Source organism: Zobellia uliginosa (genome assembly GCF_018860745.1).
Classification (GTDB): domain Bacteria; phylum Bacteroidota; class Bacteroidia; order Flavobacteriales; family Flavobacteriaceae; genus Zobellia; species Zobellia uliginosa_B.
Window position 1 is genome coordinate 1,044,808 of sequence record NZ_JAHKPY010000014.1, and the last position, 14,550, is coordinate 1,059,357.

The following is a 14,550-nucleotide window of genomic DNA, read 5'->3' on the forward strand; positions in this document are numbered from 1 at the left end:
CAGTGTCTTAATAATTATCGCTTTAGTTTCTTTCTTTTCTTCTTCCCTTTGGCAGTACCATTGTTCTGTAAGAGCTTGTACCCTAAATATGCGAATTGCATACCTACTAAGGCAAGTTTTAATTTTCTATTGTTGGCTAATGCCGAAGCAACACCGATGAGTGATGTGGGTTTCATTTCTAGTTTTTTAAGTTTATAATTGGATAAGATGACGGCTAGTGAGCCGACATCTTATCTTTTACTTTTCTGAGTTGGTCCTGTAAATCACGAATGGTCTCGCTTATGGCAGATTCAAAAGAATCGGCATTAGATGAAGCAAAAATCCGTGGTCCTGGCATGCTCAAGCGAACGTCACAAAACATTTCTTGGTCATCACTTCTATTTTCTTTTTTAAAAAATACGTCTGCGCGATGAACAAAATCATATTTAGCTTCTAATTTCTCAAGTTTTTCTTTGACCATTCCTTCCAAACGTTCGCTAGCGGATACATCGTGATATTCATATATAATTTGCATGTCTTTCTATTTTAAATTGAAAATTTTTTTAGATTTAAATCTGGCTTCAGGCCCGGATTTAAAAAGTTTGTTAATACATTCTAACTGAGTCTACCATTTCTTTTAATTCATCATGAGGAAGGGATTTTCCATAAATGGCTTGTTCGGGGTCCATAATCTGCGTGTCGGTTAGGTTGCCCAAGAAAAGGGTTTCAAACCCCATATCTTCAATAAGTTGTTTCGTAACATATCTGCTCTCAAGATCTTGGGCAGCATAAGGAATGGTCAACTTGTTGGAAGTTCTAAAGGCACGGTCCCTTAAATGCTCGGCCTTAATGGAATTAAATGCTTTTGCGGTTTTTGCGCTGCTGAATTTCATAGCCGTGTATTCAGATGCCGTGTAGTTGGCATCTCTCACCGTTTGGGCTATTTCTCCATCGCGTTCAGGATAGGGGTTGGTAGCATCTATGATAAGCTTATTGGCATATTGAGCTGAATAAGTCTTGGCCAGATCATCTATTGCCTTAAATGGCATCGCCAGTAAATATACATCTGCGTTGGCTTCAAAAGCTTCTTTAATTCCCATTGCTTGTGCATTGTTTCCAGCAGCATTTGCCAAGCTTTGTAATTCTTCTGGATGTCTTGAGCTAAACAAGACTTCATGTCCGGCTTTTGCCCAGTGTGTTCCTAAACTTCCTCCAATGTTTCCACTTCCTATAATTCCTATTTTCATAATTGTAATTTTATATGTGAACCGCTATTGCGGAAAATTAATTTATAATTCCATCCTAAGAACTCCATTCATTTTTAAATGCGAACTCTGATAAAGGCATCCGTTTTCTTTCGGACGTCTCTTGGTCTTTTAAATCTTCAGGCAGCTGATCAGTATCACCGCCATAATAACCAGCAGCAAGGGCTGAAGCTATATGATATCCTGTAGGAATATTAAATTCTTTCTCAGCTTTTTTCCAATCCAAGCCGGCCATGTGATGTAATCCTATACCTAAATATTGAGACTGCACTGCCATATTTCCTAAACTAAGGCCAAGGTCATAGGGTGCATGAAAATTCTCATCCCCATTCTCCAAATTGGTTTTATAGATGGCCAAAATCAATAAAGGAGCATTGCCAGCCCAACTTTGGTTAAAGTCACTTAGGCAATCATAAATGCTTTGATAAGCATTAGAACCTTTCTCACCATAAATAAAGCGCCATGGCTGTAAGTTGTTGGAGCTCGGTGCCCAACGTACAGCCTCAAAAAGTTGATTTATGTGAGTAGGGTTAAGCAAGTTTTCCTTAAAGATTCTTGGACTATACCTCTGCTTTAAGAGAGCAAAAATCTCATATGAGGTTTCTGCTATATTTTCTAATCTCATTTGTTCCTTGTCATTCATGATCTAGCAATTTTTATTGCTATATTAAACATAAGACAAGAAGTTGCTTATCCCAAAAGCGGCTATTATTAGTGCTAAAGCAATAAGGGCATGGGAATTTGGGATAGCGTTACTTTTGATGGAAGAAGAAGCAAAATCATCAAAAAAATAAGCAGGTCATTACATGGACTGGCTACTTTCTTTGCCGTATTCATCTTTATAGATTTGAACGATAATCAAGAATAAGCTCACGAACAAGGGACCGAAAATTAAACCTATAAAGCCAAAAAGAGGTATGCCGATAAGTACACCGATCATGGTGATCAGCGGATGTACGTCATCCAATTTTTTCAATACATAAAGTCTTATAAGATTATCTGTAGAACCTACCACTACAATTCCATATATTAAGATTCCCCAAGCTTGAAAAGTATCCCCTGCAGATAGTGTAAGGACAAATACAGGTAGTGTTCCCAACATATTGCCAACAAAAGGAATCATAGAGCCAATGGCCACTATAACGGCCCAAAAGAAAGGGTCTTCAATACCAAAAATGAGAAAACCAATTAGGGCTACAATTCCTTGAGCAAAGGCTACTAATGGTATTCCCAGCGCGTTGGCGCGTACCATACGCCTAATTTTACTACCTATAGTTTTAAGATTTTCCGTGCTAATGGGGATATACTCAAAAAGTGATTCGCGCATTTCCTTACGGTTCGTCAACATAAAATAAAGAAAGAAATACATGATACCTATAGCAATAACGGAAGTGAAAGTACTTCCGGCAAACCCCTGAAGGTTTTTCGAAAACCATCCGGATACTTCGGACACGTCAATAGAGGAAGAAAGGTCATAGCCAACATAGCTTTCCACACTTTGTAATTGTGATTTTATAGCCGCTGTAACTTTTTCCGAATTATTTACCGCCTGACTAACTTTATTTCCCAGCATTAACACCGCACCTGAAACGGGAATTAATATGACAACCACGGACCCCAACATTAATAGACCCGCTGCAAGGTCTGGCTTCCATCCTCCTTTGAATAATTTGGCCATTGGTTTTTTTAATAAAACGTATAACGTAATCGATCCCAAAACACCTGAAAAATAAGGTGCCATTTCTCTAAAAATGAGTCCGCCTATCAGTACTATCAATAATAGTACAAAAAGCTGGCGTATAACTTTAGGGTCTATGGTTTTCATGGGCTTAATCTATGTGCGATTATTAGGGTAAGTCTAATTGTTTCTCAAAGCATGTATAAGTTCTGCTTTATCCATTTTAGAACGACCCTCTATGCCTACATTTTTGGCTTGGTCATAGAGTTCTTCTTTCGTCCGTTCTTCATAAGGTTGTGCCTTGCCGCCCTTTTTGCCACTGTTAGGCGAATTAGCTATGCGGGCAGATTTCTCCTTACTATATCCTTTTTCACGTAGCGCCTCATATTGGTCTTCGTTCTTAATGCTAGGAATATCCATTGTTGTTTATTTATATTTTTAACTTATTGTTGCTGTTGTGTAGGCATAATAAAAACGTCATTAATATTAGCCCTTGCTGGTTGTACCAGTGTGTAGTAAATAGCTTCGGCAATATCCTCCGCTTCAAGAAAAGTCATTTTTTGCATATCCTTGAACATCTCTTTAATATCTTCATCGGTTATGGTATTCGTAAGTTCTGTGGATACTGCTCCTGGCTCAATGGAAGTGACGTTAATTCCATATTTGGGTGCAAGTTCTTGTCGCAGACCTTCAGAGAACATTTTTACTGCAGATTTTGTTGCGCAATAAACTGCACCTCCTGGGAAGTATTTGTGTGCTGCACTTGAAGATATGTTGATGATGTTTCCGCCTTTGTTTTTGATCATAGTTGGCAGTACTGCGGCAACGCCGTTTAAAACACCTTTAATATTTACGTCTACCATCTTTTCCCATTCGTCGGTTTTAAATTTCTCCACGTAGGAAAGTGGCATTAAACCAGCATTATTTATCAAGGCATCAATCGTATTGAACTTATCCAATGTCTTTTCAACTAAATTATCGTAATCTTCCTTTTTCGTAACATCACTAGTAACGATTAAAGCAGTTCCTCCGTTGCTTTCTATCTTATTTTTAAGTTCTTCTAATTTTTCTTCCCTTCTGGCAGTTAGAACAACTTTCGCTCCTTTATTGGACAGTTTTAAAGCTGTTGCTTCGCCTATTCCACTAGATGCTCCTGTAATTATCACTACTTTATCTTGAATATCCATTTTATCTGTTTTATGTAAATTATTAATAGTGGTACAAAGGTTTCTATAAACCTGATAAGACCTTAATCACATCAAGAAAAATATTGACTATAATCGTAGAAATGGACGATAAAAGAAGAGTAACGTGCTTATAGGTTTATTTAACAATGTCTTCGGAAGATTCTAATGCTACACCATTTCCATAACGTTGAGCATAGACCCATGTAAATTCTGCTCCAAAAAATAGAATCAAACAGGAATAGGAAACCCACAGCAGAATTAAAACAATGGTACCCGCTGCCCCATAAGTAGAGCCGGGGTCTGCTTCACCGAAATAATATCCTAAAAGCGATTTACCTAGAACAAATAGCACTGCGGTTATGAGGGCACCAATCCAAACAGTTTTCCATCGTATTTTGGTGTCTGGAAGATAACGGAATATTAAGGCGAATAGAACTGTAATAATACCCACGGAAACAATAAAATCTAAAAGATAAGCTATATAGATAATAACCTCTGGAAGCATGCTTTTGATATATGCGTTTAGTGCAGAAATAGCAGCAGTAACCAAAAAACTGACTAACAATAAAAAACCGATAGCTACTATAAACGCAAAGCTTCTAGCTCTGTCAATTAACATTTTTATAAATGTAGAATCGGGATTCGGCTTTACTTTCCATATTTGATTTAGGGAAAGTTGTAAATGATAGAAAACTCCGGTCGCACCAAAAATCAGGGTTCCAATACCCAAAATACTGGCAACAGCGCTCCGGTCTTCATTTTGAGTTTCAATCATCATGGATTGTATAGCTTCTGCGGCATCACGGCCCAAAGCGCTGGATATTTCTTGGGTCAATTCTCCTTGAACGATTTCTGTTCCCCAGACCGAACCTACTAAATTTATGATGATGACCAAAAGACCGGGTAATGAGAGTACCGCGTAGTACGCTACAATAGCACTAAGTCTAAAAGGGTCATCTGCATCCCAAGCTTTATAGGTGTCAACAATTAGTTTGGGTAGATGTTTTAGCTTGAATTTTTTGTCGGTCTCGGTAACTGTCATGATCTGAAAATTCTACAGTAGTTAGCTATAGTTTTTTGATAAAATTACTTAGACCGGTCCCAAACCGTTAACCTATATGCTTAATGTTTTAATGGGATTGAATAATAGGTACAGGATGTTCGTTCATTTTTATGAATATGGTCATACCTTTTGTGTTAAGGCACCTCTTGCAGCCATTTAGATGAATGTTGTTCAAGGCAGATTATGATTTTATCTTACGCTATTTATAAATTTAATTTGAACAGTTTGTACCTATAATAATCTATTGGATATACTTATCTTCAAATTATAATCTATTCTTAAAAAAAATAGTATGAAAATAGCGGTATTTAGTACAAAATCTTACGATCAAGAATATTTTGAAAAGTACAATGAAAAATATGGGTACATTTTTTCGTTTTATGAAACTGCACTAAACGCGGATACGGCCAGATTATCTGCCGATTGTGATGTAGTCTGCGTTTTTGTAAATGATGTGGTTAATAAAGACACCATTCAAATTCTTGCTTCAAATGGTATCAAATTAATTGCATTGCGATGTGCGGGATATAATAATGTGGATTTAGAAGCTGCTGAAAAAGCCGATATTAAAGTGGTTAGGGTGCCTGCATACTCACCGGAAGCGGTAGCGGAACATGCTTTAGCCTTAATTTTAACATTAAATAGAAAAACCCATAAGGCATATAATAGAGTTAGAGAGGGTAATTTTTCATTGAAGAACCTCATAGGTTTTAATCTGAATAATAAAGTTATTGGGGTTATTGGAACAGGTAAAATTGGAGCAACTTTTTGTAAAATACTAAAAGGTTTTGGATGTAAAATTCTGGCGTTTGATATTTCTAAGAACGATGAATTAATTGAACTTGGCGTAGAGTTTTTGCCTTTAGAAGAAGTTTTAAAACAAGCGGATATCATATCGTTGCATTGCCCCTTAAATAAACATACCAAACATATTGTTAATGAAAACTCCATAGCATCAATGAAAGATGGTGTAATGATTATCAATACCAGTCGCGGAGCATTAATAAATACAGCGGAAGCAATTGAGGGACTGAAGAATAGAAAAATCGGATATTTAGGAATAGATGTTTACGAGCAGGAAGAAAATCTTTTTTTTGAAGATCTTTCTGAACATATTATTCAAGATGATATGATTTTAAGGTTATTAAGTTTTCCAAATGTTCTGATAACTTCGCATCAAGCATATTTTACCAAAGAAGCAATGGATCAAATTACCATAATAACACTTGAAAATATAAAGTCTTTTGAAAATGATAAGGAATTAAAAAACGTGGTTGAATAAGCAGTGGTAGTTACTGGTGGGTAAATAGTATAAAAACTAGGTCATTGCATATTTTAAATTTAAAGTTGGTGTAAATAAATAGAGTAAAAGGCCGATTTACTATCTATAAAATCTTTATTTAATAATTTAATAATCCTACTGTTGCCAAGTTGAATTATTATAAAATTATCTTTAGGAAATATTAATCAACCAATAATTTGACCATGATGAAGAAAGTTCCCCTTCTAATATTCTTTCTATTTTCTATACTGTCGTTTAGCCAAATTCCATCATATTACAATGATGTAAACCTTGAGCTTTCAGGCCAAAATTTATTGAATGAACTTGGTGATAAGGTTACGGAAACACATACTACATATTTATCTTATACTCCGGGCGTGTGGGAGGCGTTAAAACAAGCGGATATTGACCCGGCGAATAGTTCAAACGTAATTTTGGTCTATGGGTTCAATGATAATGACAATACTTCCAATACCGATCGCACAAGAGGGGTAAATGATAACGGAGGAGGTGCTAGTGATTGGAATAGGGAACATGTTTACCCTAAATCATTAGGAACTCCAAATTTAGGTACTTCCGGTCCTGGAGCAGATGCCCATCATTTGCGACCTTCCGATGTGTCTAGAAACTCAAGTAGATCCAATAGGAAATTTGCCGATGGATCAGGCAATTCCGGAACAACGGCCCAAGGGCATTGGTATCCTGGTGATGAATTTAAAGGTGATGTAGCACGTATGATTATGTATATGTACATCCGTTACGGAGATAGATGTTTGCCGAATAATGTAGGTATAGGAACGGCTGTTTCAGGTGATTCCAATATGATACAATTATTTTTGGATTGGAATGCTGAAGATCCCGTTTCTACATTGGAAGTACAACGAAACCCAATTTTGGAAAATATTCAAGGAAATAGAAACCCTTTCATAGATAACCCCGCTTTTGCTACGGCTATATGGGGAGGCCCTCAAGCGGAAGATCGGTTTGGCGATACTGGCGGCGGTAATACAGGTCTTGTATGCAACTCAACAGTTTCGAGTTTTCCTTATAATCAAAGCTTTGAAAATTCTTTGGGTGATTGGAGCCAGGGTACTAACGATGATTTTAATTGGACGTTGAATTCCGGAAGCACACCTTCTAGTAATACAGGACCTTCAGCTGCAGATCTGGGTTCCTATTATCTATTTATGGAAAGTTCAAGTCCTAATTATTCCAATAAAAGAGCCATTATAAACAGTCCTTGTTTTACTATTTCTTCAAATCAGGCATTATTTTCCTTTGCCTATACTATGTTTGGTTCTAGTACTATGGGTAGCCTTACTTTAGAAGCAAGTACCAATGGTACAAACTGGACAACAATTTGGAGCAAAGTAGGCAATCAGGGTAGCACATGGCAAACCGCAACCGTAAGTCTAGCAGATTATTTAGAACAAAAGGTGCAACTTAGATTTAATGGTTTAACCGGCACAACATGGCAGGGGGACATAGCAATAGACAACATACGGTTAACCTCTTCTAATAGTAGTGGTGGTGGGTCTAGTTCTTCTAACGTAAATCTTAGTATAACTTTTGATAACTACCCTGCAGAAACAAGTTGGGAAATACGAAACAGTAGTAATACCCTGGTTTCTTCTGGGGGAAGTTATGACGGCCAAGCCGAGGGTGCCACTTTAAATGTGCCTTTAGAATTGGAAAATGGTTGTTATTCTTTAACCTTTAATGATAGTTATGGTGATGGTATGTGCTGTAGTTATGGTAATGGGTCATATACCCTTACCAATAGTGTTACGGGAGCTGTACTGGAATCGGGAGGTGAGTTTTCTACTTCAATAACCGAAGATTTTTGTTTAGGAAGTAGTTCATTAAAAGTGAATTTAAACTCCTTCGGACAAGTTGATGATGATTTTAATTTTGAAAAAATTGAGAACGGTTTTTATCCAAACCCTGTTAGTGATATTATAGTAATAGATGCGGATGATAACAGTATCTACACGATATATGATACTATTGGTAATGCGGTGCAAACAGGTATGATAACACCAAGAATTAATCTTCAATCACTTCCAACTGGGGTTTATGTACTATATTTTGTGAAAGATGAAAATAAAATATTTAAAAGATTGATTAAAGAATAGTTCTTGGGTTTCATATACCTATTGGGCCATGATGTATTACGCTATACCATCTTTTTCATTTGCTCCGATACATTCGGGTTAGCATAGATTACATCAATCATTTCTGCATATTGTTCGGTGAATTTTTGATTTTCAATTAGATTACCGAATATGGACTCCAATTTTAAAAACGAAAGTTTATCATTAGCTGTCTCTTTTGCCGCTTCATGTAGCTCGTCTTTCATAGCATCAACAATATCAAGAGGTTCGTTGTGTTGGTTTACTCCTTTATCACTATAATAACACCACGCCGCAATTACAAGGGTCGCATATTTAATACTACCACCGTTTGCTAGATTATCATGAATGGTAGCGATTAAGAACTTGGGAAGTTTAGCAGAACTTTCCAGACAGATACGAGCAAGGTTGTCTTTTATGTTTGGATTGCCAAAACGTTCTATTAAACTATCCTTGTAAGCATTTAAGTCTACGCCTTCTACTGTATCCAGTACTGGGGTTACTTCAATATCCATGAATTTCCGAAGATAACTACCAAAAAGGGGGTCCGAAACGGTATTGTCAATAGTATCAAATCCTTGAATGGACCCTAGTAGTCCAAGAACGGAGTGCCCTGCGTTTAACAGGCGGATTTTCATTTTCTCATAAGGCGTAACATCAGGAACAAACTGCGCACCTACGTTTTCCCATGCAGGACGGCCATTACTGAAGTTGTCTTCAATTACCCATTGGTGGAAAGGCTCACAGGTTACTGGCCATTCATCTTGTAAACCAAACGTTTCGCTTAGGTAATCCATGTCTTTTTGGGTAGTAACCGGAGTAATTCTATCTACCATTGCGTTAGGGAAACGCACTTCTTTTTTTATGTATTGCGCTAATTCCGGGTCTTGTCTCTCAGCAAAAGCAGAGAGCATTTTAGCGGTCATAGTGCCATTATGCTGAATATTATCGCAAGACTGAACGGTAAAGGCTGGAATACCTGCGTTTTTACGTTTTCTTAGAGCTGCAGTCAAATACCCAAAAACAGTTTTAGGAGTTTCGGGGTTGGCCAAATCGTATTTTACATCTGCGTTATCAAAATCGAATTCGCCATTTGACGGCTTAAAATTGTAGCCACCTTCAGTAATGGTCAGGGAAACAATTTTAATATCCTTATCGGCCATTTTATCTATAACGGCTTGTGGGTTATCCACAGAAAGCATAAAATCTATGATGGAGCCTACTACTTGGGTTTCTACCTTGCCATCCGGATGTTTGACAATTAAAGTATAAAGGTGATCTTGTCTTTTCAATATATCTGCCATGTGACGGTCGCCTTCTCTAAGACCTACTCCACAAATACCCCAGGAGGAAGCATCTGGTCCATGTAATAACATATCTGTATAAACAGCTTCATGTGAACGATGAAAACCGCCTACACCAATATGAACGATTCCTGCCGTAACCGAATTACGGTCGTATTTTGGTATGCTGATGTCCTTTGGTAGACGAGATAGATTTTTTTGATTTAATACTATAGATTCCTTCATGATAGATGTGCGTTTAATGGTCGCCTTTGTTCAATGCTTTTTTTCTTTGTAATACCCAATAGGCCGTTGTAAAATAGGTTAACGTGCAGATAAATGCATAGGTATAGAAAATGTCCCGGTTAATTTCGTATTGTGCCATATCAGGGCTCCAGAACATGGTGATAATAGCAAGAATCATGGTAATGATTAAGCTGCCGTAGGCCACTATACGTAGTAGTTTTGTAATCCCGGATTTATCCTCCAAATGAGGAGGGTCATTTTTAGCTTGTTCCTCTTGGTAAGCTATAATTTTTTCATTTCGTTGTTTGTCAAGTGCTTCTTCTTCTGGGTAACTTTCTGCTGCACCATATTTCTTTGCCAAAAGTGTATAGAGTAAGATGGTAAATATCCAGGTAGGAATAAATAAATAATAGAAAGATATAACGTTCATGGCGTTAAGACCAAAACCAAAGACCAATCCTAGCCCCCAAGAAGCCACGGCAGGAACACTAGTTTTTAAGTTTTTATAGGATACCCAATATCTGGTGAGACCTATACGCGGAAAAATTACATGCTCAGCAAAAACAATGGCACCAACAGGTACAACCAACAGTCCTGCGTAAGTCAATAAGGGGAGCATTTGTGTAAATACGAAAGGGAAGCACGCTACCACAACGGTAACTATACCCACCACCATGGTTGTTTTTCTTCTAGAATGTTTGTAGAATATGGCCTGCGCAGCTAATCCTGCCCTATAGAGGTTGGCATTGGCGGTGGTCCATCCAGCAATGATAACGATAACAAAACCAGAAAGGCCAAGTGCGTAGTATGCCACATCGCCAGGGTCAAGTTCAGTAATACTTTTCTTTAATAAAACGGCGGTACCTGCACCCATAATACCGGCACAAATCCAAGCAACAAAATGCCCGAACAGCATACCCGAACTGGTAGCTAGTCCATATGAACTTTTCTTTGCATAACGGAGTAATGCCATATCTATTAGCCCAAAGTGAGTAATGGTGTTTGCCGCCCATGCAAATCCTATAACTTCCAGTAGACCTATGCCGGGTTCCCCAGCACTGTTTATACCGGTCCAAATAGATTGGTCACCGATAAGTAAAAAGTCGCTCCATCCGTTTAGTTCGGTTTTACCTATAACCGCCTCAGATAAAGCAGGCATAAGCACAAGAGCTCCGCTACTAAACATAACAAAAAGCCAAGGGGCACAAATACTGGAAAATTCAGAAACAGCCTTAAAACCGTACATGGCTACAAAAACAACTATGGTACCTACTAAAAGCACCACTATCACAAAAAATGCATTTGTAGGATACCAATTGAGTTGTGCCGGGATATCAAAGGCGAATCTAACTGCTGTGGATGAAACTGTAATCATGGCCGCAGATATTACGGTGAATATAATTACGTTAGCCCAGTTGTATAGTTTGGTCATTGAATCGCCTGCTATTTTATTCAAATAGGTATAAAGGCTTTGGCGGGTATCTACCGCAATAGGCGCGGTAATGAAGGTCCAGCTTAAAATGGCTAAAATATTACCAATTAGGAGACCTAAAATAATATCTGCAGTGCTGGCCCCAAGCGCAACAAAGGTCGCGCCAATAACAAATTCCGTAGCGGCAACATGTTCTCCTGCGTACAGGCCCAAGAAATGGGCCCAACCATGTAATTTATGTTTAGCAACGGGTAGCTGTTCTTCATTTAGTTTTTTTAATGCACTAAAATCTTCCGATGCGTTCATAGATGTAGTAAATTATATATGGTAGGGTATTGCTAAAATGTTTTAAACTACTAGGGAAATACAGTTCTAGTCTACTAACTTAGTGAAACTTTTAGTTTAAATTTTATTTTCATTCATTTTAATGAAATTTTATGATTTTATGTTTAATCCATAAGAATTAAAGGGGCTTTATGCAATGTGAAAGGAAAAGTTAAGAGATAACTGAAAACCATATCAGTGGACTTATAGAGGTCTTTTTTTGTAGAATAATACCTTTACTATTTATCATAAATCTTTTACTTCGCCTATTATAACTAACTAGCAATTTATGAGCATAAAAATTGATGGGTTTGTGCTATCTGTTATCGCGGTAATTGGCATGGCGTATATTTTTCCCCAATGGGGAACACCTGAAAGTAAAATTCCAATCGACACAATTAGTGCTATCGGAATTTCGCTTATATTTTTCTTCTACGGACTTAAATTAAGTCCTACAAAATTAAAAGCAGGAATTAAGAACTGGAAATTACATGTTCTGGTACAAGGATCTACCTTTTTTATATTTCCGCTGTTAGTTTTGAAATTTCGGCCGTTCATTCAAAATGAAGCACAGGAAACCATTTGGTTGGCATTTTTTTTCTTGGCAGCATTACCATCAACCGTGTCTTCATCTGTTGTAATGGTTTCTATGGCAAAGGGTAATATTCCGGCAGCTATTTTTAATGCCAGTATATCTGGTATAATAGGTGTTGTTCTTACTCCTTTGTGGATGGGCTTGTTTGTTCAGAGTGCGCAGACAGATTTTGATTTCACCGATATTTATATAAAACTATTTGTGCAAATAATTTTACCGGTAGTGGTGGGTATTCTTCTGCAACGCTTTTTGGGAGAATTTGCTCAAAAACATAATAAGCGCTTAACCTTGTTTGATAAGTCTGTAATCCTTCTTATAATCTACAAGAGTTTTGCGGAATCATTTGAAGGAGATATATTCAGTACGGTATCTATTTTGGATTTATTGATGCTTTTTGTAGCCGTTTTGATATTGTTCGGGATTGTATTTTTCTTAACGGGTTTCTTAGCAAAAAAGATGAGGTTTAATACTGCAGATCAAATTACAGCCCAGTTTTGTGGTACAAAAAAATCATTGGTACACGGAACGGTATTTTCTAAAATAATATTTGAAAAGCTAGCCTCTATAGGTATTATTCTTTTGCCACTTATGATATTCCATGCCATACAATTATTAATAATTAGTATGGTGGCATCTAGAATGAGTAGGAAGAATATAACGGAGTAGTTTTTAAGCCATGGCTTAAATTGTTACCACTTCTTCTTGCTACTGTTTTTGTTTTGGATTTTATCGCCTCGTTTCTGTGGCTTCTTGTACTTCTTTTTTATTTTTCTCTCGTAGCTTTTTACCTCGTTCCTTACTTTACTGTTCTTGGCAGATTTCTTGTGAAAAGAAGCTCCTTTTTGAACAGTAGAATCTTCATCAGCTAACTCTGCGTGAGGGTCTACCGGTTTAACGTCTTCTTCAGGTGTAAGCTCAGAACTTATTTTCACTGCTTCAGGTAACTCATTAAGGGGTATGGTGTAGTTCATTAAACTTTCAATGGCATCCTTTAATTCCGTTTCTTTTTCGTTGTACAAGAGAATGGACCTACCTTGTTTTCCAGCTCTACCGGTTCTACCAATTCTATGGATATAGTTTTCAGGATAAAAAGGGGTGTCAAAACTAATAACGGTACTTATTTCATCAATATCGATACCACGGGCAATAACATCTGTGGCAATCAGAATTCTACTTTTGCCGCTTTCGAATTTTTCTATGGATTTTGTACGGTGGTTTTGTTCCTTGCTTGAGTGAATTACGGAAATTTCAGTTTCAAAATTTTCCAATGTTTCCGCAAGTCTATCGGCACTAACTTTACTGGCAACAAAAATTAATACTTTGCTATACTCTTCTTTGTCTTCAAGAAGGTAATGTAGTAAGTTAGCCTTTGTATAAAAATTAGAAACGGCATAAGCTTCTTGACTTATGTTTTCTAAAGGGGTACCGCTAATAGAGATTGTCTTCTTAACGGGGTTAACCAGAAAGTCACCCATTAATTGGTCTACATACGTGGTCATCGTTGCGGAAAACAGAATATTCTGGCGTCTTGTTGGTAGGTACTCAAAGATATTTCTTAGCTGTGTTTTGTACCCAAAATCAAGCATCACATCAACTTCATCTATAACCAATTTTTTAATTGATTTTAAGCGCAACACATTAGCGAGGACTAAGTCATATAGTCGTCTAGGAGTGCCCACAATGATATCTACACCCTCTGCAACGGCCCTTTTCTGATTGTTTATATTATTAGAGCCCCCAAATACCCCCAAAGCCCTAACACTTAAATATGGTGTTAGTATTTCTATTTGTTCAACGATTTGAATGACGAGTTCCCTAGTTGGGGCAAGAATTAAAATTCGAGGATGTTTTTGGTCCGAATATTTTAAATCCTGCAAAATAGGAAGCAAATACGCAAATGTCTTTCCGGTTCCGGTTTGGGCGATCCCAACAAAATCCGAGCCCCCAAGAATAGTGGAGTATGACGCTTGTTGGATAGGTGTTGGTTCTTCCAGACCTAAATCTACAATAGCCTTTTGTAATTGCTTTTTAATTTTAAAATCTTCGAAAGTATTCATTTTGCAAAAGTAGTCAAGAAAAATCTG

At 37.3% G+C, this 14,550-nt stretch carries 14 protein-coding genes; 3 read left to right on the forward strand and 11 right to left on the reverse strand.

The window, feature by feature from the left end:
• Positions 1-14: 14 nt before the first annotated feature.
• The 8 genes from KO521_RS19260 to KO521_RS19295 all read right to left on the reverse strand — a co-directional run bounded on the left by KO521_RS19260 (position 15) and on the right by KO521_RS19295 (position 5,151).
• On the reverse strand, positions 15-176 hold the full coding sequence (locus tag KO521_RS19260; protein WP_215941521.1) for a hypothetical protein: 162 nt from the start codon (positions 174-176) through the stop codon (positions 15-17).
• Positions 177-214: 38 nt separating this feature from the next.
• Positions 215-514 (reverse strand): ribosome hibernation-promoting factor, HPF/YfiA family, encoded by a 300-nt coding sequence (gene hpf / locus KO521_RS19265; RefSeq protein ID WP_215941522.1) that lies wholly within the window; start codon positions 512-514, stop codon positions 215-217.
• Between the two features lie 70 nt (positions 515-584).
• Positions 585-1,226 (reverse strand): NADPH-dependent F420 reductase, encoded by a 642-nt coding sequence (locus tag KO521_RS19270; RefSeq protein ID WP_215941523.1) that lies wholly within the window; start codon positions 1,224-1,226, stop codon positions 585-587.
• Positions 1,227-1,281: 55 nt separating this feature from the next.
• The gene (locus KO521_RS19275) at positions 1,282-1,887 is read right to left on the reverse strand and encodes a nitroreductase family protein (protein ID WP_215941524.1); all 606 of its coding nucleotides are present in this window, start codon (positions 1,885-1,887) and stop codon (positions 1,282-1,284) included.
• Between the two features lie 159 nt (positions 1,888-2,046).
• Positions 2,047-3,069 (reverse strand): AI-2E family transporter, encoded by a 1,023-nt coding sequence (locus KO521_RS19280; protein WP_215941525.1) that lies wholly within the window; start codon positions 3,067-3,069, stop codon positions 2,047-2,049.
• 33 nt (positions 3,070-3,102) lie between these two features.
• On the reverse strand, positions 3,103-3,342 hold the full coding sequence (locus tag KO521_RS19285; protein WP_215941526.1) for a DUF7218 family protein: 240 nt from the start codon (positions 3,340-3,342) through the stop codon (positions 3,103-3,105).
• Between the two features lie 23 nt (positions 3,343-3,365).
• Entirely contained in the window at positions 3,366-4,109 is a 744-nt protein-coding gene (locus KO521_RS19290) for an SDR family oxidoreductase (RefSeq protein WP_215941527.1), read from the reverse strand.
• A 136-nt stretch (positions 4,110-4,245) separates the two neighbouring features.
• Positions 4,246-5,151, reverse strand: a complete 906-nt coding sequence (locus tag KO521_RS19295; RefSeq protein ID WP_215941528.1) for a YihY/virulence factor BrkB family protein — start codon at positions 5,149-5,151, stop codon at positions 4,246-4,248.
• Positions 5,152-5,464: 313 nt separating this feature from the next.
• On the opposite strand from KO521_RS19295, the gene KO521_RS19300 reads away from it, so the two are divergent.
• Both KO521_RS19300 and KO521_RS19305 read left to right on the forward strand, forming a co-directional pair.
• A complete protein-coding gene (locus KO521_RS19300) occupies positions 5,465-6,454 on the forward strand; it encodes a 2-hydroxyacid dehydrogenase (RefSeq protein ID WP_215941529.1) in 990 nt (329 codons plus the stop codon).
• A 203-nt stretch (positions 6,455-6,657) separates the two neighbouring features.
• Positions 6,658-8,589 carry an endonuclease gene (locus KO521_RS19305; protein ID WP_215941530.1) on the forward strand — a complete coding sequence of 644 codons (1,932 nt, stop codon included), beginning with the start codon at positions 6,658-6,660 and terminating at the stop codon, positions 8,587-8,589.
• 41 nt (positions 8,590-8,630) lie between these two features.
• Here the strand turns inward: KO521_RS19305 and KO521_RS19310 are convergent, their stop codons facing one another.
• Both KO521_RS19310 and KO521_RS19315 read right to left on the reverse strand, forming a co-directional pair.
• Positions 8,631-10,115: a mannitol dehydrogenase family protein gene (locus KO521_RS19310; protein WP_215941531.1), complete on the reverse strand. Its 1,485-nt coding sequence runs from the start codon at positions 10,113-10,115 to the stop codon at positions 8,631-8,633.
• Positions 10,116-10,128: 13 nt separating this feature from the next.
• On the reverse strand, positions 10,129-11,853 hold the full coding sequence (locus KO521_RS19315; protein WP_215941532.1) for a purine-cytosine permease family protein: 1,725 nt from the start codon (positions 11,851-11,853) through the stop codon (positions 10,129-10,131).
• Positions 11,854-12,160: 307 nt separating this feature from the next.
• Between KO521_RS19315 and KO521_RS19320 the strand changes: the two genes are divergently transcribed.
• The gene (locus tag KO521_RS19320) at positions 12,161-13,132 is read left to right on the forward strand and encodes a bile acid:sodium symporter family protein (RefSeq protein ID WP_215941533.1); all 972 of its coding nucleotides are present in this window, start codon (positions 12,161-12,163) and stop codon (positions 13,130-13,132) included.
• A gap of 23 nt (positions 13,133-13,155) precedes the next feature.
• Here the strand turns inward: KO521_RS19320 and KO521_RS19325 are convergent, their stop codons facing one another.
• A complete protein-coding gene (locus tag KO521_RS19325) occupies positions 13,156-14,523 on the reverse strand; it encodes a DEAD/DEAH box helicase (RefSeq protein ID WP_215941534.1) in 1,368 nt (455 codons plus the stop codon).
• Between the last annotated feature and the right edge of the window lie 27 nt (positions 14,524-14,550).

Coding starts and splice junctions, on each gene's coding strand:
- KO521_RS19260 (WP_215941521.1), bottom strand. CDS start 176: ATGAAACCCACATCACTCATCGGTGTTGCTTCGGCATTAGCCAACAAT.
- hpf (WP_215941522.1), bottom strand. CDS start 514: ATGCAAATTATATATGAATATCACGATGTATCCGCTAGCGAACGTTTG.
- KO521_RS19270 (WP_215941523.1), bottom strand. CDS start 1,226: ATGAAAATAGGAATTATAGGAAGTGGAAACATTGGAGGAAGTTTAGGA.
- KO521_RS19275 (WP_215941524.1), bottom strand. CDS start 1,887: ATGAATGACAAGGAACAAATGAGATTAGAAAATATAGCAGAAACCTCA.
- KO521_RS19280 (WP_215941525.1), bottom strand. CDS start 3,069: ATGAAAACCATAGACCCTAAAGTTATACGCCAGCTTTTTGTACTATTA.
- KO521_RS19285 (WP_215941526.1), bottom strand. CDS start 3,342: ATGGATATTCCTAGCATTAAGAACGAAGACCAATATGAGGCGCTACGT.
- KO521_RS19290 (WP_215941527.1), bottom strand. CDS start 4,109: ATGGATATTCAAGATAAAGTAGTGATAATTACAGGAGCATCTAGTGGA.
- KO521_RS19295 (WP_215941528.1), bottom strand. CDS start 5,151: ATGACAGTTACCGAGACCGACAAAAAATTCAAGCTAAAACATCTACCC.
- KO521_RS19300 (WP_215941529.1), top strand. CDS start 5,465: ATGAAAATAGCGGTATTTAGTACAAAATCTTACGATCAAGAATATTTT.
- KO521_RS19305 (WP_215941530.1), top strand. CDS start 6,658: ATGATGAAGAAAGTTCCCCTTCTAATATTCTTTCTATTTTCTATACTG.
- KO521_RS19310 (WP_215941531.1), bottom strand. CDS start 10,115: ATGAAGGAATCTATAGTATTAAATCAAAAAAATCTATCTCGTCTACCA.
- KO521_RS19315 (WP_215941532.1), bottom strand. CDS start 11,853: ATGAACGCATCGGAAGATTTTAGTGCATTAAAAAAACTAAATGAAGAA.
- KO521_RS19320 (WP_215941533.1), top strand. CDS start 12,161: ATGAGCATAAAAATTGATGGGTTTGTGCTATCTGTTATCGCGGTAATT.
- KO521_RS19325 (WP_215941534.1), bottom strand. CDS start 14,523: ATGAATACTTTCGAAGATTTTAAAATTAAAAAGCAATTACAAAAGGCT.